The following is a 17801-nucleotide window of genomic DNA, read 5'->3' as shown; positions in this document are numbered from 1 at the left end:
AGAAAAACGGAAAGGATGAACGTGCCTTGATGGATGAAAAACTGCGGGAATACGCCAGCTTGCTGGTGCGGGTAGGTTTGAACGTGCAGAAGGGCCAGACTCTGGTGATCTCCTCCCCGGTGGAGTGCGCCTTCTTCGCCCGGCTCTGCGCGGCGGAGGCCTATGACGCCGGCTGCCGGGAGGTGGTCATGAACTGGAGTGATGACGCCCTGGCCCGGATGAAATACCTCCGCGCGGAGGACGCCGTGTTCGATACGGTGCCCCTGTGGCGGCGTCACTTCTACAACGACTACGCCCTGGAGGGGGCGGCATACCTGGCCATCTCCGCCTCGGACCCGGAGAACCTCAAGGGCGTGGACCCCGGCCGTCTGGTCCGTAGCCAGCAGGCCAGCGGCAAGGCACTCAAGGACTTCGACCGTCTGCAGATGTCCAGCGGCTTCCCCTGGTGCATCGCCTCCATCCCCATTCCCTCCTGGGCCCGGAAGGTGTTCCCGGACCTGCCGGAGGCGGAGGCTATGGAGCGGCTGTGGGAGGCCATCTTCCGCGCCGTCCGGGTAGGGGGGGACGGCGGCGCCGTGGCGCGGTGGCAGGCCCATCTGGAGACCCTGGCCCACCGGCTGGAACGGCTCAACGCCCTGGACCTGCGGACTCTTCACTACACCAACAGCCTGGGCACCGATCTGACCGTGGAGCTGCCGGAGGGCTGTGTCTGGGAGGCCGGCAACGACCGCACCCTCTCCGGCGTGCCCTTCATCGCCAACATCCCCACGGAGGAGATTTATACCGCCCCGCTGAAAACCGGGGTCAACGGCGTGGTGTATTCCTCCATGCCCCTGGCTCACGACGGCCACATCATCGACAAGTTCCGTTTTGTGGTGAAGGAGGGCCGGATCGTGGAGGCCCGCGCGGAGCAGGGAGAGGCGGCGCTGAAAGCCGCCATCAGCGTGGACGAGGGCGCCGCCTGCTTCGGCGAGGTGGCCCTGGTGCCCTACGACAGCCCCATCTCCAATCAGAAGATCCTGTTCTACAACACCCTCTTTGACGAGAACGCCGCCTGCCACATCGCCTTCGGCGAGGCATACCCCTGCATCCGGGGCGGCCGGGAGATGACCAAGGACGAGCTCAAGGCGCGGGGGCTCAACGACTCCATCACCCACGTGGACTTCATGGTGGGCACGGCGGACCTGAATATCACCGGCACCACCCGGGACGGGCGGGAGGTACCCGTGTTCGTAAACGGCAACTTCGCCCCGGAGATCTGAACAGAGAAACGATACAAGGCCGCACTGCCCGCCCCGAGAGGCGGGCTCCCCGGCCTTGGCGGGAAACATCACATAGGAGGAACCAACATGGCTTACAAACAGAGAGAGAGCGACGAACACGTACTGATCTGCCCCGGCGCCTCCGTCACCGGCGAGGTGACCCTGGGCAAGGGTGTCAACATCTGGTACAACGCGGTCCTGCGGGGCGATGAGGGGGCCATCACCGTGGGTGAGAACACCAACATCCAGGATTGCGCCGTGCTCCACGAGGAGACGGTGGTGGGCGCCGGCTGCACCATCGGCCACGGCGCCATCGTCCACGGCTGCACCATCGGCGACAATGTGCTCATCGGCATGGGAGCCACCGTGCTCAACGGCGCCCGGATCGGCGACGACTGCATCGTGGGCGCCGGGGCCCTGGTCACCGGCAAAATGGACGCCCCCGCCGGGTCCATGATCCTGGGCAGCCCCGCCAAGGTGGTCCGGCCCCTGACGGCGGAGGAGATCGAGGGCAACCGGATCTCCGCCCGGGGCTATCTCCACACGGCGGAGAAATACCGCCGGAGCTGAGCCGTGCCGTCCTTATCGGCGGAAGGCACACAAAGGGAAACGCTATGGAGTTGAACAAAGGTAATATCAAGGGCCTGCTGCTGGTGATCTGCGGCGGCGTGGCCTTTTACTGCGCGCTGCAGAATCTGGGGACCGTGATCGCCGCGGCAGCCTGGCTGCTGGGGATCCTCAGTCCCTTCCTGCTGGGCTGCGCCATCGCCTTCATCCTCAATGTCCCCGTGCGGGCCATCGAGCGGCACCTGTTCCCGGGAGCAGCCCGGGGCGCCGGGGCACGGCGGCCGCTGGCGCTGCTGCTGACGCTGGTGGCAGTACTGGGCGTGCTGGCTCTGGCCTCCTCGGTCATCGGGCCCGGCATCACCGACGCCGTGCGGTCCATCGCCAGCCAGGTGCCCGGCGCCATTGAGCGCCTGCAGGAGTGGCTCAATGGGCTCTCCGCCTACCTGCCCATGATCCAGGATTTCATCGCGGAGCTGGATATGGACTGGCAGAGCCTCTCCCGGAAGGCGCTGGACTTTGCCCAGAGCCTGGGCAGCGGACTGCTGTCCTCCGGCGGCGGGCTGATCGGCGGCGTGGTCAGCGGTGTGAGCACCTTCGTCATCGGTCTGATCTTTTCATTCTACATCCTTCTGCAAAAGGAAAAGCTGGCCCGGCAGGGCCGGCAGGTGATTTACGCCCTGCTGCCGACCCGGTGGGCCGACCGGGCGCTGGAGGTTTTGCGTCTGGCCGGGCGGACCTTCTCCAGCTTCCTCTCCGGCCAGTGCCTGGAGGCCTGCATCCTGGGCACGCTGTTTGTGGCGGCCATGACCATTTTCCGGATGCCCTACGCGCTGCTGGTGGGTGTGCTGATCGCCCTGACCGCCCTGATCCCCATTGTGGGGGCCTTTATCGGCTGCGGTGTGGGAGCGCTGCTCATTGCCATCGGGGACCCCTGGAAGGCCCTGTGGTTCATCGTGCTGTTTTTGGTTTTGCAGCAGGTGGAGGGGAACCTCATCTACCCCCATGTGGTGGGGTCCTCCGTGGGTCTGCCCTCCATCTGGGTGCTCTCCGCCGTGACCTTGGGCGGCAGCCTTATGGGCATTCTGGGTATGCTGGTATTCATCCCTCTGTGCTCCGTGCTCTACGCCCTGTTCCGGGACTACGTGAAGCAGCGTCTGCGCCAGCGCGCGGTGCCGGAGGAGAAATGGCGGGAGGCGCCGCCTCCTCCGAGGCCCGCTTCGGCGAGGGAGGCGAAACCGCCCCGGGAGAAAAAACCCAAACGCTGAGGACTGCGGAGCCCCGCAGGGGATCCGCCTCCATTCTCTTTTTGACGGCATCAAAAAGAGGACTCTCCAGAGGGGCATCTCTTGCCCCTTTGGGGCAATTCACCTTCCGGGCCGCGGCCGGTCCAAAAGAAAAAACGCTTTGATGAACAGGCGGACCCACTTTGTGGGTCCGCCTGTTCGTGCGTACGGGGGGGCGGGCGAATCGGTGCGGCAGAGGCCGGTGGTCCCGCTGTCCCTGCGCCGTTCCCCGGCAAACGAAAGACCACGGAGCCGCACAGACCATAGGGCGGATAACTGGGGGGTCATCGGACTTGCCGCTGCTTCTCTCTTGCTGTCTCGCGCTGCGGCGCTCCTGGTATTTCCGCCACCAGTGTTCCACCGGTTCCTCCTCCCCCGCGTTATGCGCTGCCCCGGTGGTCGCTGAGGGCTTCTCCATTTTACCGTAGGGGCGGAGTCAATATCCGTCCTCTTCCTGCCCTTCGCCTGCCCCAAGCCTTCCCCCGGGGGGGGAGATGCTGCCTGCGCAGCAGGCGCCGGATGAGGGCCCGGCATCGGACCAACTCCGATCAACGTACCCGCCAAAAAAAATTCACGTTTTCTATTGACAACGATCCTTGTCAATGCTATCCTGTGAATGACAAGGATAGTTGTCATGTTGACGGAAAAAGTTGTCAGAGAGGAGGCGCGCCATGCCGCTTTACAACCGGCTCAAGGAACACCGGGCCCGGCTGGGGGTCAACCAGCAGGAGATGGGGCGATTGGCGGGAGTGTCCCGCCAGACCATCAGCCAGATCGAGCGGGGAGACTACTCGCCGTCGGTGACGCTGGCGCTGAAGCTGGCCAAGATCTGCGGCACTGCCGTGGAGGACATTTTTTCCTATGAGGAGGACGGAGACGATGAAAACCAGGAGTGACAACCGCAGGGCTCTGCCGAAATTTTTCCTGACCATTCTGGGCGCCGGGCTCTTTGGCGGCGTGCTGGGCTTTGCGGCGGGCTTTCTGAACGTGGGCAATCTCGCCGACAGCGTGCGGCAGGCGCTCAGTGTGGCCCTGACCGCCTCCGCCCCCTGGGGCATCCCGGTGACGAACCTGATTGCCCTGGGCATCGGCTGGGGGCTGTACGCCAAGGCCAAAGGCCTTTACAGGACCTGGGACGGTGAGGATGAGGACACCATCGATGCCGCCGAGGAGCAGCTCAGCTGGGCGCTGCTGATGTCCGCTGTGGCGTTGCTGTGCGACCTGTTCTTCTTCTCCGTGGCAGTGGTCTACGCCGGCAGCCCCGCGGCCATGGGAGCCTTCATCGTGGAATTTTTCGTGGGTGTGGGCGTGGCCACGGTGCTGCAGCAGAAGGTCGTGGACCTGACGAAGAAGATCAACCCGGAGAAGCGGGGCAGCGTCTACGACATGCAGTTCCAGAAGAAGTGGATGGACAGCTGCGACGAGTCGGAGCAGCGGCAGACCGGTCAGGCCTGCTACAAGGCCTATCTGGCGGCCACCAAGGTGTGCCTTTGGATCTGGGTGGCGCTGATGGTGTTCCACTTCGCCTTTGGTACGGGGCTGCTGCCCGCGGCGGCGGTGCTGGCCGTGTTCGGCGTTTTGCAGATCACCTATACTCTGGAGAGCATCCGGCTGGGCCGGAAGGGAGGAGCGCTGTAATGGATATCACCTTGCTGATCGCAGTACTGGTTGCCTGCTGCATGCTGCTGTTACCGGGACAGCGGAAGCGGAGCTGACCAGCCGGTCCATACAAAAAGCGGAGGCGGAGCGCAAGAGCGCTCCGCCTCTTCCGGCCTCCCTTGCAAGCGGCGGCGCTTTGTGGTATGCTGGCTCCATTGCGAGAGGAGGCGCGGACGTGGATCTGAGCAAAAAGCGACTGTTCCTGCTGGACCTGGACGGCACCATTTATCTGGAGGACTCCCTGCTGCCTGGGGCGGCGGAATTTTTGAAGGATGTCCGCGCCCACGGCGGCGCCGTGCGGTATCTGACCAACAACTCCTCCCGGGGCGTGGACGCGGGACTGGAGAAAATGACCCGCCTGGGCGTGACGGCGCGGCGGGAGGAGTTCCTCACCGCCGTGGAGGCCACGGTCCACTACCTGCGCACCAGCCGCCCGGCGGGGGAGGCGTACTTCGCCGTGGGGACGGCGTCCTTCTGCCGCCAGCTGCGTCAGGCGGGCTTTGATATCCGGGAGACCCCGGACGATGACGTTGGGGCAGTGCTGGTGGGCTTCGACACGGAGCTTACCTACCGGAAGGTGGAGGACGCCTGCCGCCTGCTGTGCCGGGGGGTGGATTTCCTCGCCACCAATCCGGATCTGGCCTGCCCCACCCTGTACGGCTTCATGCCGGACTGCGGCTCCATCTGCGCCATGCTGCGGGGCGCCGCGGGCCGGGAGCCCCACTACATCGGAAAGCCAGACCCCACCATGATCCGCCTGGCCCTGGAACAGACCGGGTGCGCACAGTCGGAGGCGCTGATGGTGGGGGACCGGCTGTATACGGACATTGCCTGCGGCGTCAACGCCGGGGTGGACACGGCCCTGGTGCTGACCGGGGAGGCCACAGCGGCCGACGCCGCTGTCAGCCCAACGCCGCCCACGGCCATTTATCAGGACATGGCGGCTTTGCTGGCCGCCATTCGGGAGGCACGGAGATGACGACAGTTCTTGTGACCGCGGTAGTGGTATTGGTGCTGGTCGCCCTGGTGGTGGCCGGGCTTGCCGGGGCGCTGTTTTTCGGAGGCTTTTTACTGACGCGGGTGCTGGAGATCCTGGCGCCGGTGCTGCTTTTGATTTGGTTCGTGCTCCACGGCCGCCGCGGCGGCCCGGGGTGGGAGAGGCTGGCGGGGAAACGGTATGCCCACCGCGGGCTCCACGGCTCCGGCGTGCCGGAAAACTCCCTGTGGGCCTTCCGCCGGGCGGCGGAGGCCGGTTACGGCGCGGAGCTGGACGTCCACCTGACGGCGGACGGGCATCTGGCAGTGGTCCACGACAGCAACCTCTCCCGGATGTGCGGCGTGGAAGCGAAGGTGGAGGACCTGACGGCGGCGCAGCTGGGGAAGCTGCGGCTGGCCGGGACCGGGGAGTCCGTTCCCTTTCTGGAGCAGGTGCTGCCCCTCTTCGAGGGGCGAGCGCCGCTGGTGGTGGAGCTGAAAACCGCCGGGGGCAACCACGCGGCCCTGTGTGAAAAAACCATGGAATGTCTGGACCGCTTCGGCGCAGACTACTGTATCGAGAGCTTTGACCCCCGGTGCCTGGCATGGCTGCGGAAACACCGGCCGGAGGTGCTGCGGGGCCAGCTGACCCAGGACTTTCTGCGGCGGGGGGAGGACCAGCCCCTGAAAAACCGGCTGGCCCTGACGGCGCTGCTGTGCAACTGCCTGACCCGGCCGGATTTCGTGGCCTGCCGGTATCAGGACCGGCGGATGGCACCCATGGCGCTGTGGCGGCTGTGGGGCGGACGGACGGCCCTGTGGACCATCCGGGCGCCGGAGGAATTGGAGGAGACGGAGCGCCTGGGGGCGCTGCCGATCTTTGAGGGATTTGACCCGGAGGAGGGGTCGGCGAAATGACCAGAGAAGAAAAACAAGAAAAAAAGCGGCTGAAGAAGCGGGAAAAGCGCAGCTTCCGCCAAGCCATGGCCATGGAGCTGCGGGAGCACAAGAGTTCCTTCATCGTCTTTGCCGTGCTGCGGACCCTGGTCATCGTGACCCTGGTCCGCCAGATCATGCTGGGCAGCTATGAGAGTGCCTTCTTCTGCGGCCTGGCGCTGCTGCTCCTCTATGTGCCCAGCTGGATTCAGGTGAAGCTGCGGATCGAGCTGCCGCCGGCCCTGGAGATCACCATTCTCTGCTTCATCTTCGCCGCCGAGATCCTGGGCGAGGTCAACGCCTTCTACGTGGTGGTGCCCAACTGGGACACTATGCTCCACACTCTCAACGGTTTTCTGGCCGCAGCGGTGGGCTTTTCCATGGTCATGCTGCTCAACGACGACGAGCGGCTGACCTTTGACCTGTCGCCGCTGTTTCTGGCCCTGGTGGCCTTCTGCTTTTCCATGACCATCGGCGTGCTGTGGGAGTTCTTCGAGTTCTCCATGGACTACTTCTTCGGCACCGACATGCAGAAGGACACCATCGTCCACGCGCTCCACACTGTCGCTCTGGACACCACCCGGTCCAACAAGGTGGTCACCATCCCCAACATCCAGGAGGTCTATATCAACGGCGAGGCCCTGGGGCTTGGCGGATATCTGGATATCGGCATCATCGACACCATGAAGGACCTGTTCGTGAACTTCATCGGCGCGGTGGTCTTCTCCGTCACCGGCTTCTTCTATGCCAAGAGCAAGGGCAGGAAGCGGACCCCGGCCCAGAACTTCGTCCCCAGCCGCAAGACTGAGGACCACGACTACCTGCGCCAGGCCATGGAGGAGGCTGGTATCCTGCCGGAGGACTCTGCGGAAAAGGCGGAGGAGGCGGCCGCCCCCGACGCCGGGCAGACGCCCCCTGCGAAGCCGGACGCTCTGCCGGAACCCTGAATACACCGCGATCAAAACAGCGCCCCGGACCTTTCGGTCCGGGGCGCTTATGGCTGCGATCAATCAGTCGTGATCCTGCTGGGCTTTCAACACGGCGCCGGTGCGGGCGTCAATCTCGTACTCGTACTCCGTCTGAGCAGATTTGAATTCGATCTCGTAGCGGTAGGAGCCGTCGTCCTCGTCCAGCTCGCACTCCATCTCCCGGACCGCCGATGCGCTGACGCCGGCGTGGGCCAGGGCGGCGGCCTTGGCGGCCTCCGCGCCGATGAAGGAGGAGCCGGAGGAACTGCTGCCGCCGGAGGCGGCGGAAGAGGTGGCTCCGCCGGTGGTGCCGGAGGTGGATACAGCGGCGTGGCTCTCCCGTTCCGCCTTCCACACGGCACCGTCATAGGGGCCGATCTCGTACTCGTACGCGGTGTTTCCCGCCCGGAATTCCACCTCGTAGCACTCCAGCCGGCCGTCGTCGTATTCCAGGCGGCAGGACAGATAGGAGGTGTCCGCTTCTTTGACCCCGGCGTGGGTCAGGGCGGCGGACTGGGCCGCGGCTTCGCCGATCAGGGCGCCGGAGGAAGAGGCGGCGAAGTGGGTGTAGTTGTTGTCCTCGTCCCGCTCGGACTTGAGGATAGCGCCGTCGGAGAGACGGATGTCGTATTCATACTCGGCACCGCCGGAGCGGAACTCCACCTCATAGAGGGCGATCCCATCGTCCCAGTCCTGCTTGACCTGCAGGCCCAGGGCTGCGCTCTCGCTGACACCGGCGTCAGCCAGGGCGATGGATTTGGCCTTGTCGGCGGTAATGCCGCCGGAGGCGGCAGTGGTCGGAGCGGAGGTGCCGAGATTGGAGACATTGGCGGGGCCCTTGAGGACCTCCCCGGTCCAGGCGTCTACGTCGTAGCTGAATTCACCGCCTGCGGTGTACAGCTCCACCTCATAGTGGGCCGGGTACTCGTCCAGTTCGGGATCCACGTCATAGTAGGTGACGGCGGAGGCGGCCAGCCCGGCGTAGGCGATGGCGGCCTGGGCCGCGGCGTCCTTGCCGACGGGCATGGCCGGGGCGCCGGTTTCCCGCAGCTGCTTGAGCTCCTCCACGGACAATGCGGACAGAGCGTTAAAGTCCAGCTGGCCGTTGAGGGCCTGGACATCCCGGACCATGGCGGCCTTGCCGACGGAAATGCTGCTGCCCTGAGCCAGGGAGATCAGCTCGGCGTCATAGCCCACCACCTGGCTGAGGACGGCGGCACCGGCGGAGGCGTTTTGCAAAGCAGTGCCCACCTCGGAAGTCAGGTCGCTCTCCAGCCGGGCGGCCCGGAGGGCGTCGTCGTCCTCCACGGAGATCAAAATGGCGGAGGACAGCCGGTCCAGATACCCGTTTTGCAGCAGGGAGCCCACGATGGCGTTGACCGCCACCTTCAGCTGAGTGCCCTTGAGATCCATACCGTCCAGGATCACCTCCGCGTCCTCATTCAGGGCGTCGGCGGAGAGGACCTTCTCGTTTTTGTTGACCTGCAGCTGGATGCTGGGGTTCACGTCCAGGGAGACCACGGAGGCCACGGCGCTGGCGCTGCGCCAGCTGGTCAGGCCGAAGGCGCAGCACACCACGGCCAGGGCGGCGGCCACGGCCAGGGGTGCCCAGCGCCTGCGGGGCTTTTTGAATTCGGTCATGGGGATCACGGTTCCTTTCTGCTCCGTACAGGAGGCCAGGATGCGATCCAGAGGGTCCGGCGCGGCGTGGTCCATGGCGGTGCGCAGCCGCTGCTCGATCTCCTGTTCCCGGATATCCATATCAGTTGGCCTCCTTCCATGCGAGCTGGAGCTTTTTTAAAGCTCTGCTGTATTTGGACAGAACAGTGGGAAGCGGAAGCGCCAGCATGGCCGCGATCTCCCGGTGCTTCAGTCCGGCCAGGGCGTGGAGCGTGACAATCTGCCGCTCCTGGTCCCCCAGGGCCTCAAGCAACGCCAGCAGGGTCATCCGGTCCTCCTGGGAAACAGCGGGATTGTCGGCCAGACGGTCCTGCCAGTCCTCCTGAACCAGAGGCTCTGTCCGGCCCTGCTGGCGCAGGCGGCTGAGAGACAGATTCCGCACGATGGTCATGATCCAGGCCCGGGGTTTGCCCTGGGTCCGGTACTGGCCGGCGGACTGCCATACCTGAAGGTAGGCGTCGTGGAGCACATCCTCGGCGTCGTGGGGATTTTTCAGGATCGACAGCGCGAAGCCGTATACGGCGGGGCGGGTGCGGCTGTACAGGTCCGCAAGAGCCTCCTGGTCCCCACCCGCGATCCGGGCGATGCACTGGTCCAAAACGGCGTCGTCTCCCGGGGACGGCGCCGCCACGGTCATGCAGAACATGGTGGCTTCCTCCTGTTCACTCTATCAACGGGCGAAGAGGGCCCTTTATTGCACGATAGAGGAAAAAGTTTTTCAATTCAGTATACCACCGCCCTGCAGGGGAGGGAAGTATGGAAAGCGACAAAAAATCTGCTGCTGCAAAAAAGCGGCCCCCGGAAGGGGACCGCCTGAAAGGAATTCAGTTCTTGACGCCGCAGACGCACAGCCCCAGGAAGGTCCTGCGGACCTGGGCGTCGGACAGACGGGTCTGATGCAGGATGGCAGTTAACTCCGGGGCTGTATAGGCTGCCGCCATGGAGGATTCCAGTCCCATCCGCAGAGGGCGGTAACGCACCAGCAGCCGCAGCAGCCACTGCTTCCACACCGCTGTGTCCCGCCGCAGATCCGTGACGCAGAACCGGCCGCCGGGCCGCAGCACCCGCCAGATCTCGTCAAAGACCAGCCGGGGCGTCTCCCACTCGTGGAGGGAGCCGTTGGACACTACGCAGTCGAAGCTGCCGTCGGGAAAGGGCAGATTCATGGCGCTGCCCACTACATAATCGGCGGGCATCCCATACTCCTGGGCGTTTTTCCGGGCGATCCGGACCATCAGGGGACTGCTTTCACAGCCGGTGAGGCTCCGGGAACCCAGCTGCCGGGCCAGCTCCAGCCCCACATAGCCCGGGCCGGGACCCAGCTCCAGCAGCGCACCGCTGCCCAGGTCGGCGGAGAGCATCTCCCGCACGCCGTTCCAGCCCCAGTCCCGCAGCTGGCGGGCCAGGCGGTCGTACATCCCGGCGGTGACCGGGTCCTGGATCCCGATTTCCGATTCACTAATCCGTGGCTTTTTGATCATGGGGCCTCCTTTCAGCCGGCAGGCGGAGATGTGTCTGCTCTAGTGTGCCTCCCTGTGATGAAAAACAACGCCGTTTCCAGCGCTTTTTTGCCCGGGAGCGGAAAAAGCAGCCTGTTTAGAAAAATCGTGGAAATTAAATACAATTATAGTTAGTTTTGTGCAACTCTGTCAAGCCCCTGCCTCATGCTGGCATGTGGGACGGAAAGCAGAGAGCGCCGGAACAGCTCTTGGGCTGCTCCGGCGCTGGCACCCCGAACTGGATTCGAACCAGCGGCCTATCGCTTAGGAGTACGGCGTACCATTTCGTAAATTGTTCATATCATATCTTCCCGTGTTGTTTCTTCGCAAATTGTGCTGCCTGGAGGCAGGTCAATTTGCACAAATTCCCCTGAAATATGCTGCCTTACAACGGCTTTTCAAATGTCGTATTAGCAAGGTATTAGCAGGAACCCCTTGTGACAGAGGGCTTCCAGGGGCCATTTCAAAATGCTATTAGCACAGATGGAGGATAATCTTATGAGCACCAACACACCCAACGAAAAAGGAACGCCCCAAAGCAGAACATACACCGTGAATGACATCGCAGCCATTCTCGGTATCGGCCGCGCTTCGGCCTATAAACTCGCCAACTCCGGATTGTTCAAGACGATCCGCATCGGCAACATGATTCGCATCTCCAGAAAGTCCTTTGAGGATTGGCTAAAGGCAGAGGGGCTGGACGACGAAATGGAATAAGTGCTTAAACTGCCGCAGGCTGTTAGCCTGCGGCAGTTTAATATAGTCGCCCTTTGTAAAGGTCTGGCTTTTAACTTTGCAATATAGAAATATCGGCAGAAAATCTATCAAGTTTGGTGCTTTCCTGATGTAACTCTTTGCGAGCCTCTCTTAAATTTGCATCTATAAGTGCAAGTTTTTCTTCAGCCCTCTCCTTTTGGTGTACAGCCTGTTCCACTTTTTCGGCTGAATAGCGCCGCAAATTTGCTTGGCGGTTAAATAGTGCTTTTCTCGCTCTTGATATTAGAGAAAGAATCTTGATTTCATCTTTATTCCAAATCGTCACAACAATTAGGAGTATCGGAAGTACAGCCGTAATAACGCCTAATACTTCAGAATAATTTGTGCCAATGTAAATCGCAATTCCTATTACTATCAAAGATGCTATTGATATAACTATTTTTAATCCCAAAATCTGCTTGTTGACAAACATGTCAATTGCATCTTTTACCTGCTTTTGTTCGCCCAGAAATTCAGAAAGATCTTCTATCTCTTTCTTTGTGTCCGTTCTCTCTTTCTCTAATACCTCAACTTTCCGCTGACACTCAAAAATAATCCTTTGCTGTTTAGCTTTTGCAAGTTCAAACTCCGCCATCTCGTTTTTTCTTGTTAAATCATCAATTTCTTCTTGGCGAGATATACTTCCTTCTGCATATGCGCTCTGACGAATTTCTTTTAGAATTTCTAGCGGTGTAGAATCAATGAGCTTATCAGAATCGTTTGCCGTCAGTTTCCCAAGAATTCTTTGAGCAACAGGGCTAACTTTCAAGAAATAGCACTGTTCCGGAGTAATATCACCTTTTTTCTCCAACTTTATTAGAGCATCATTTAATTTTTTTGTCACATCATTAGAAGGTCGAAATGCAGCATATGCAGCAGAAACCAGCCTGGGCCTATTAACCGAAAATAGCGTAGACGGGCTATTAAACCAGATTAAAGTGCCCCATTTAATATCTGTCATAACAGTTGGTATAAAAAAGTCCTTGGTGAGCGCATAATCATGAGAAATCTTATAGCCAACCCGTGCTAATGATCTATTTGCTGTAATAAAAATATTTTTAACATCATTTAGGTGATATGGAACAACCGTATTATTTTTATGCTGAGTAAAGAAGATAGATTTTGCATCTTGGTTAATACTATAATCTATATCATCAATCTGAACATCAGGGTTTGAATCCTTATATTCCGTGATGATCATTTCTTTAATGGTTGCCTCTGTTAAAGTCTGAATATCTTCTACTTTGGGGTACGCCATATTGTCTATAGTAATGTTGAAATCTTCCTTTAATCTAGTACGTACATTGCAAGAGAACTCATCAATTTCATCTATGCTCCACTGATTGCGTACAAAGAAATAGGTTGCTTCAGAAGAAAGCGTTGCATCATAATTGGGATTGTTAATCCACGGCTTTGAACCTTCGATGATACCGATCATTTCGCTAACGGTATGATCATATACCTTGACATGCATGCCTAGTTTTTGAATATTTCTGACAAATAGTTCGTAGCTATCAGCACGGTCAGAGCTATCAATGCCAAATAGCTTAAACAGCAAGCCAGTATCCAAATACACACATGCGTCCGTAGCTGTATAAGATTGCGGAGATTCACAATATGCAAAGACTTCCGACAATGCTAGGCCAATGGTATAATCGTTCAAATAGTCCAAAATGTCGGCCTGACCTGTTTCTTCACAATGGACCAAAAAAGCTGCAAACAAATAATCGTCTTTGACTTCTCTTAACACCCTTCTATCTACTTTAGTTTTAATGCCATATCGCTCAATAAATGCAAGTATTTTGTCACCCATATCTTCATCAGAAGAATAGATGTTATACTCTTGTTGCAAAAAAACTTTGAATCGAGCAAGGATTTCTCGATATTTTTGGTCTGTTTTTTCAACAATATCCATAAAGTCCTCTTCATCAATATGGGCATAGTCAGGGACAAACTGATGTATAGAGGAATTATATGTTAGAAACCCAAAGTTAATACATGTAGAAAGAATTGTTTGCATTGGATGATAGGGAACTGAAAAGCCATAATAGGCTTTGAAATCTTTACATAGAGTGTCTATATCGCATGTTTTGTATCTATTTCTCTGTATGAGAGCCGCAATCATTCTGGCATAAGCGTGGAGTATATCTTCTCTAGAACAGGAACTTAGAGCAGCATAGCAGGCTATTGTCGAAAATGAGCTCATGGCTGTTACCTCTCTGTATCTATTTTGGGGTAAATTTCATTTTAAAGTATAAATCCAATTCAGGTAAATTTCAATTCTATGAGTATTGATTTCTGACATAAATCGACTTTCCTTGTAAATCTCAAGAACAGAGCAGTTTAAAGGTCATAGGTTTAGTCCTATGGCCTTTTTTCATATCCATTTGTATCTTTGTATCATTTATTCTGGCTCTGAGATTACCACAACGATATTTTGATTACCAAGTCAAAACTGACACGAAAGGAGTCGAAAATCCCATGTTTTTTCTCCCACAGTCAGCCGGAACCCCCCCGCCCATAGATTTTCCCCTCCGGGGTGTCCGAGCGGAATAGAGACCGTCTTTTCCCTGAAAACGAACACTTTTTTAGACCGCCGAAAGGAGGTGATACCATGGCGGTATTTCGCATTGAGAAAACCCGCGACTACACGGTGATGTCCAACCACCACCTGCGCAACGCGGGATTGTCGCTGAAATCCAAAGGCCTGCTCTCCATGATGCTGTCCTTGCCGGAGGACTGGAACTACACCACCAGGGGCCTGGCGAAAATCTGCAAGGAGGGTACGGACAGCATTGGCTCCGCCCTAAAGGAGCTGGAGCGCGCCGGGTACATAGTCCGCAATCGCCTGCGTGACAGCAAGGGCAAAATCGTGGATGTGGAGTATGTCATCTACGAGACGCCCCATCCCCCGAACACGGGCCAGCCGTGTGAGGACGAGCCGGATGCGGCTTGTCCAGATACGGAAAACCCGGATATGGATAACCCATGTCTGGAAAACCGGCCGAAATTAAATAAAGAGAAAAGAAATCCTGAAAAACAAAATACTGATTCATCAAGTACGGAAGGATCAAATCCTATCCAATCAAGCCCCCAAACCCCCGCAGGGGCCAAACGGACCGGACGGGACTGGATGCGGGAGCGAGAGAGCTATCGGGAATTGATTTTGGAGAATATCGAGTATGACTATCTATGCCGGGATGACCGGCTGGATCGGGATATGCTGAATGAGCTGGTGGAACTCATGGTGGATACCGTCTGTTCCCGCAGGGAGACGATCCGCATTGCCGGGGACGACTATCCGGCGGAGGTGGTCAAATCCCGGTTCCTGAAGCTGAACAGCTCCCACATCGAGTATGTGCTGGACCGTATGCGGGAGAACACCACCTATGTCCGCAACATCAAGAAATATCTGCTGGCTGCCCTGTATAACGCCCCGGCCACCATCGACAGCTACTATGCGTCCCTGGTGAACCACGACCTGTACGGCAGCGGAGAAAGGAGGTAATCACTCATGCAGGAAGAAGTGACCCAGCGCACCGTTGCTCTCTGTGTGGAGGCCACCAAGCTCTCCGCCGGGATGCTACAACAGGCCATGAAAAAAGTGCTGGACGAGATGCAGAAAGGAGTGACCGGCCACAAAACCAAGCTGCACTACGGCAAGCAGACCCTCCGGCAGCTGATGAAGCATAACACTGGCGTTTCCAACATTGAGATCACCGACCAGAACATCCGGGCCTTTTCCGCCACCGCCAAGAAGTACGGCATTGACTTCGCGCTGAAAAAGGACACCAGCGGAGAGATACCCCGCTATCTGGTGTTCTTCAAGGGGCGAGATGCCGACGTTATCACGGCGGCCTTCCGGGAGTTCTCCGCAAAGAACCTGGAGAAAGAGAAAAAGCCCTCCATCCGCAAGGAGCTGGAGCAGGCAAAGCAGCAGGCCAAAGCCCAGCACCGCCAGCGGGAGAAGGTCAAGACCAAAGACCGGGGTGTGGAATTATGACGGTTGATTTGAAAAAGATTCTCATCCTCAACCTCCCGTATCTGCTGTTCGTATATCTCTTTGATAAGCTCTGCCAGGCGGTGCGCCTTGCGCCCGGCCTTGACGCCTCTGAAAAGTTCCTGCATTTGAGCCAGGGCTTTGCGGAGGCGTTTTCTTCTGGGCTGCCCAGCCTGCATCCGCTGGACCTGCTGGCAGGTATCACTGGGGCGGTCATTGTCCGGCTGGCGGTATACGCCAAAGGGAAAAATGCCCGCAAATACCGCCGGGGCATCGAGTACGGCAGCGCCCGATGGAGTGCATAATTTTAAGTGTAAAGGAAGCCTATATGGACGCACAGGAGGTTATGCACATGACTGATTATAGTAAAATTACAGCCCTTTACTCCCGCCTTTCCGTGGGCGACGAGGACAGGGACGGCGGTGAGAGTAACTCGATACAGAACCAAAAAATCTTTTTGGAGAACTACGCCAGAGGGCAGCACTTAACCAATATCCGGCACTACATTGACGATGACGAAAGCGGCAGATTTTTTGACCGTTCTGCCTACTCCCGCATGATGGACGATGTAGAGAACGGGAAAATCGGTGTCTGCATTATGAAAGACCTGACACGCTGGGGGCGTGACTATCTCCAAGTCGGCAATGCGATGGAGATATTCAGACGGAACAATGTGCGCTTTATCGCAGTCAACAACGGGATAGACAGCGAAAAGCCCGATACATTGGAGTTTGCGCCCTTTATCAACATCATGTCGGAGTGGTACGCAAAGGACATCAGCAAGAAAGTAAAGACCGGCATTAAGACGAAGGGCATGAGTGGAAAGCCGATTGCCACCGAAGCCCCCTATGGCTATGTCAAATCCCCGGACAACAAGGATTTTTGGATTATCGACGAGGAAGCCGCCGGAGTTGTTCGTTTGATTTTTCGCCTGTTTCTGGACGGAAAAAACCGAAACCAAATTGCCGTATATCTCACGCAGGCGCAAATCCCAACGCCCACATTCTACATGAAAGAGCGCGGGCGGGGAACCTGTAAAAACAGGGCGCTCAATGAGGCCAACCGCTATAAGTGGAACAAAGCCACCCTGACCCATATCCTCACACGGCAGGAGTATTGCGGTGATGTTGTCAACTTCAAGACCACAAAGCACTTCCGCGACAAGCGGAACCACTATGTAGACCGGAGCCAATGGCAGATAACCGAAAATGTGCATGAGCCGATTATTGACCGCACCGACTTTGAAACCGTACAGCGGATTTTGGAAAATGCGCCCGTCAAACGCCCCAACGGGGACGGGGAAATCCACCCTTTGTCGGGCTTGCTTTTCTGTAAGGATTGCGGTGCGAAAATGCACATTCGCATAGATTATCGGAATGGCGGCAAGCGTCATGTTGCCTATTGCAGCGAGTACCACAAGGGAAAAGCCAAAAACCCCAAATGCAATTCCCCGCACATCATTGACGCGGATTTGCTCATGCAGACCATCGCGGAAGTGCTGAAGAAAATCGAGGACTATTCTATCAGCAACTGGGCGGAATTTGAAGCCTTAGTGAAAAAGAACCTTGCCATGCAGCAGACCGACAAGACCAAGAAACAGCAGAAGCGTATCCCGCAAATCACGACGCGCCTTGAACAGATTGACAAGGTGCTGAACAAGCTCTATGAGGACAACGCCCTCGGCACGATCCCGCAAGACCGCTATGAGCAAATGTCGCAGAAGTATTCAGAAGAATACTATGCGCTGAAAGCGGAGCTTGCCGAGCTGCAAGAGCAGCTATCCGCTTTTGAGAACGCGGGCGGACGGGCGCAGAAGTTTTTGAAGCTGACGGAACGCTACGCTGCCTTTACCGACCTGACCCCCGCCATTCTCAACGAGTTTATCAGCCGGATTGAAGTGCATGAGCGCGACAAGAAAAGGGCAAAACAAGCCATTCAGCACATCGGGATATATTTCAACTATATCGGCAAATTTGAGAACGAAGTGACACAGCTTACAGAGCCAACGGAGCAGGAAATCCGGCAAATGCGGGAGAAAATCGAGGAAGCCCAAAAGGAAAAGAGCCGCGCCTACCACCGGCAGTATTCAAGGGAGTACCGGGCGCGTAACCTTGAAAAGCGACGGGAGTATGACCGCATGAAAGCACGGGAATACCGGGCAAAGAAAAAGGCACAGGAAGCCGCCGCAGCACCCGCACAGTAAAACCGAATACTGA

17 protein-coding genes are annotated in these 17801 nt (G+C 57.9%); 13 read left to right on the top strand and 4 right to left on the bottom strand.

Annotation, left to right across the window (positions count from 1 at the left end; genetic code table 11):
• Positions 1-29 precede the first annotated feature (29 nt).
• The 8 genes from KFE19_07380 to KFE19_07345 all read left to right on the top strand — a co-directional run bounded on the left by KFE19_07380 (position 30) and on the right by KFE19_07345 (position 7629).
• Entirely contained in the window at positions 30-1262 is a 1233-nt protein-coding gene (locus KFE19_07380) for an aminopeptidase (GenBank protein QUO39556.1), read from the top strand.
• 87 nt (positions 1263-1349) lie between these two features.
• Positions 1350-1832: a gamma carbonic anhydrase family protein gene (locus tag KFE19_07375; GenBank protein QUO39301.1), complete on the top strand. Its 483-nt coding sequence runs from the start codon at positions 1350-1352 to the stop codon at positions 1830-1832.
• Positions 1833-1876: 44 nt separating this feature from the next.
• On the top strand, positions 1877-3094 hold the full coding sequence (locus tag KFE19_07370; protein QUO39300.1) for an AI-2E family transporter: 1218 nt from the start codon (positions 1877-1879) through the stop codon (positions 3092-3094).
• Positions 3095-3783: 689 nt separating this feature from the next.
• Complete coding sequence (locus KFE19_07365) at positions 3784-4008, top strand: helix-turn-helix transcriptional regulator (GenBank protein ID QUO39299.1); 225 nt, start codon at positions 3784-3786, stop codon at positions 4006-4008.
• Positions 3992-4750 carry a DUF3169 family protein gene (locus KFE19_07360; protein ID QUO39298.1) on the top strand — a complete coding sequence of 253 codons (759 nt, stop codon included), beginning with the start codon at positions 3992-3994 and terminating at the stop codon, positions 4748-4750. Before KFE19_07365 ends, KFE19_07360 begins: the two co-directional genes overlap by 17 nt.
• A gap of 196 nt (positions 4751-4946) precedes the next feature.
• The gene (locus tag KFE19_07355; protein ID QUO39297.1) at positions 4947-5750 is read left to right on the top strand and encodes an HAD-IIA family hydrolase; all 804 of its coding nucleotides are present in this window, start codon (positions 4947-4949) and stop codon (positions 5748-5750) included.
• Positions 5747-6664, top strand: coding sequence for a glycerophosphodiester phosphodiesterase (locus tag KFE19_07350; protein ID QUO39296.1), 918 nt, complete (start codon positions 5747-5749; stop codon positions 6662-6664). Before KFE19_07355 ends, KFE19_07350 begins: the two co-directional genes overlap by 4 nt.
• Entirely contained in the window at positions 6661-7629 is a 969-nt protein-coding gene (locus KFE19_07345; GenBank protein QUO39295.1) for a hypothetical protein, read from the top strand. Before KFE19_07350 ends, KFE19_07345 begins: the two co-directional genes overlap by 4 nt.
• A gap of 63 nt (positions 7630-7692) precedes the next feature.
• Here the strand turns inward: KFE19_07345 and KFE19_07340 are convergent, their stop codons facing one another.
• The 3 genes from KFE19_07340 to KFE19_07330 all read right to left on the bottom strand — a co-directional run bounded on the left by KFE19_07340 (position 7693) and on the right by KFE19_07330 (position 10811).
• Positions 7693-9411, bottom strand: a complete 1719-nt coding sequence (locus tag KFE19_07340; GenBank protein QUO39294.1) for a PepSY domain-containing protein — start codon at positions 9409-9411, stop codon at positions 7693-7695.
• Between the two features lies 1 nt (position 9412).
• Positions 9413-9976 (bottom strand): RNA polymerase sigma factor, encoded by a 564-nt coding sequence (locus tag KFE19_07335; protein ID QUO39293.1) that lies wholly within the window; start codon positions 9974-9976, stop codon positions 9413-9415.
• 178 nt (positions 9977-10154) lie between these two features.
• On the bottom strand, positions 10155-10811 hold the full coding sequence (locus KFE19_07330; protein ID QUO39292.1) for a class I SAM-dependent methyltransferase: 657 nt from the start codon (positions 10809-10811) through the stop codon (positions 10155-10157).
• 516 nt (positions 10812-11327) lie between these two features.
• On the opposite strand from KFE19_07330, the gene KFE19_07325 reads away from it, so the two are divergent.
• Positions 11328-11546 (top strand): helix-turn-helix domain-containing protein, encoded by a 219-nt coding sequence (locus KFE19_07325; GenBank protein QUO39291.1) that lies wholly within the window; start codon positions 11328-11330, stop codon positions 11544-11546.
• Positions 11547-11616: 70 nt separating this feature from the next.
• Here the strand turns inward: KFE19_07325 and KFE19_07320 are convergent, their stop codons facing one another.
• Positions 11617-13500, bottom strand: a complete 1884-nt coding sequence (locus KFE19_07320) for a hypothetical protein (protein ID QUO39290.1) — start codon at positions 13498-13500, stop codon at positions 11617-11619.
• Positions 13501-14199: 699 nt separating this feature from the next.
• On the opposite strand from KFE19_07320, the gene KFE19_07315 reads away from it, so the two are divergent.
• The 4 genes from KFE19_07315 to KFE19_07300 are packed head-to-tail and all read left to right on the top strand — an operon-like array spanning position 14200 to position 17788.
• The gene (locus tag KFE19_07315) at positions 14200-15093 is read left to right on the top strand and encodes a helix-turn-helix domain-containing protein (GenBank protein QUO39289.1); all 894 of its coding nucleotides are present in this window, start codon (positions 14200-14202) and stop codon (positions 15091-15093) included.
• A gap of 6 nt (positions 15094-15099) precedes the next feature.
• The gene (locus tag KFE19_07310) at positions 15100-15588 is read left to right on the top strand and encodes a PcfB family protein (GenBank protein ID QUO39288.1); all 489 of its coding nucleotides are present in this window, start codon (positions 15100-15102) and stop codon (positions 15586-15588) included.
• Positions 15585-15890, top strand: a complete 306-nt coding sequence (locus tag KFE19_07305; GenBank protein ID QUO39287.1) for a conjugal transfer protein TraG — start codon at positions 15585-15587, stop codon at positions 15888-15890. The genes KFE19_07310 and KFE19_07305 overlap by 4 nt, the downstream gene beginning before the upstream one ends.
• A 23-nt stretch (positions 15891-15913) precedes the next feature.
• Entirely contained in the window at positions 15914-17788 is a 1875-nt protein-coding gene (locus tag KFE19_07300; protein QUO39286.1) for a recombinase family protein, read from the top strand.
• The last annotated feature ends 13 nt before the right edge of the window (positions 17789-17801 follow it).

It is taken from the genome of Dysosmobacter sp. Marseille-Q4140, assembly GCA_018228705.1.
Classification (GTDB): domain Bacteria; phylum Bacillota; class Clostridia; order Oscillospirales; family Oscillospiraceae; genus Oscillibacter.
This window is presented reverse-complemented; position numbering and strand designations above follow the sequence as displayed.

Coding starts and splice junctions, on each gene's coding strand:
- KFE19_07300 (QUO39286.1), top strand. CDS start 15,914: ATGGACGCACAGGAGGTTATGCACATGACTGATTATAGTAAAATTACA.
- KFE19_07315 (QUO39289.1), top strand. CDS start 14,200: ATGGCGGTATTTCGCATTGAGAAAACCCGCGACTACACGGTGATGTCC.
- KFE19_07330 (QUO39292.1), bottom strand. CDS start 10,811: ATGATCAAAAAGCCACGGATTAGTGAATCGGAAATCGGGATCCAGGAC.
- KFE19_07335 (QUO39293.1), bottom strand. CDS start 9,976: ATGTTCTGCATGACCGTGGCGGCGCCGTCCCCGGGAGACGACGCCGTT.
- KFE19_07310 (QUO39288.1), top strand. CDS start 15,100: ATGCAGGAAGAAGTGACCCAGCGCACCGTTGCTCTCTGTGTGGAGGCC.
- KFE19_07345 (QUO39295.1), top strand. CDS start 6,661: ATGACCAGAGAAGAAAAACAAGAAAAAAAGCGGCTGAAGAAGCGGGAA.
- KFE19_07325 (QUO39291.1), top strand. CDS start 11,328: ATGAGCACCAACACACCCAACGAAAAAGGAACGCCCCAAAGCAGAACA.
- KFE19_07305 (QUO39287.1), top strand. CDS start 15,585: ATGACGGTTGATTTGAAAAAGATTCTCATCCTCAACCTCCCGTATCTG.
- KFE19_07320 (QUO39290.1), bottom strand. CDS start 13,500: ATGGATATTGTTGAAAAAACAGACCAAAAATATCGAGAAATCCTTGCT.
- KFE19_07365 (QUO39299.1), top strand. CDS start 3,784: ATGCCGCTTTACAACCGGCTCAAGGAACACCGGGCCCGGCTGGGGGTC.
- KFE19_07340 (QUO39294.1), bottom strand. CDS start 9,411: ATGGATATCCGGGAACAGGAGATCGAGCAGCGGCTGCGCACCGCCATG.
- KFE19_07380 (QUO39556.1), top strand. CDS start 30: ATGGATGAAAAACTGCGGGAATACGCCAGCTTGCTGGTGCGGGTAGGT.
- KFE19_07375 (QUO39301.1), top strand. CDS start 1,350: ATGGCTTACAAACAGAGAGAGAGCGACGAACACGTACTGATCTGCCCC.
- KFE19_07370 (QUO39300.1), top strand. CDS start 1,877: ATGGAGTTGAACAAAGGTAATATCAAGGGCCTGCTGCTGGTGATCTGC.
- KFE19_07360 (QUO39298.1), top strand. CDS start 3,992: ATGAAAACCAGGAGTGACAACCGCAGGGCTCTGCCGAAATTTTTCCTG.
- KFE19_07350 (QUO39296.1), top strand. CDS start 5,747: ATGACGACAGTTCTTGTGACCGCGGTAGTGGTATTGGTGCTGGTCGCC.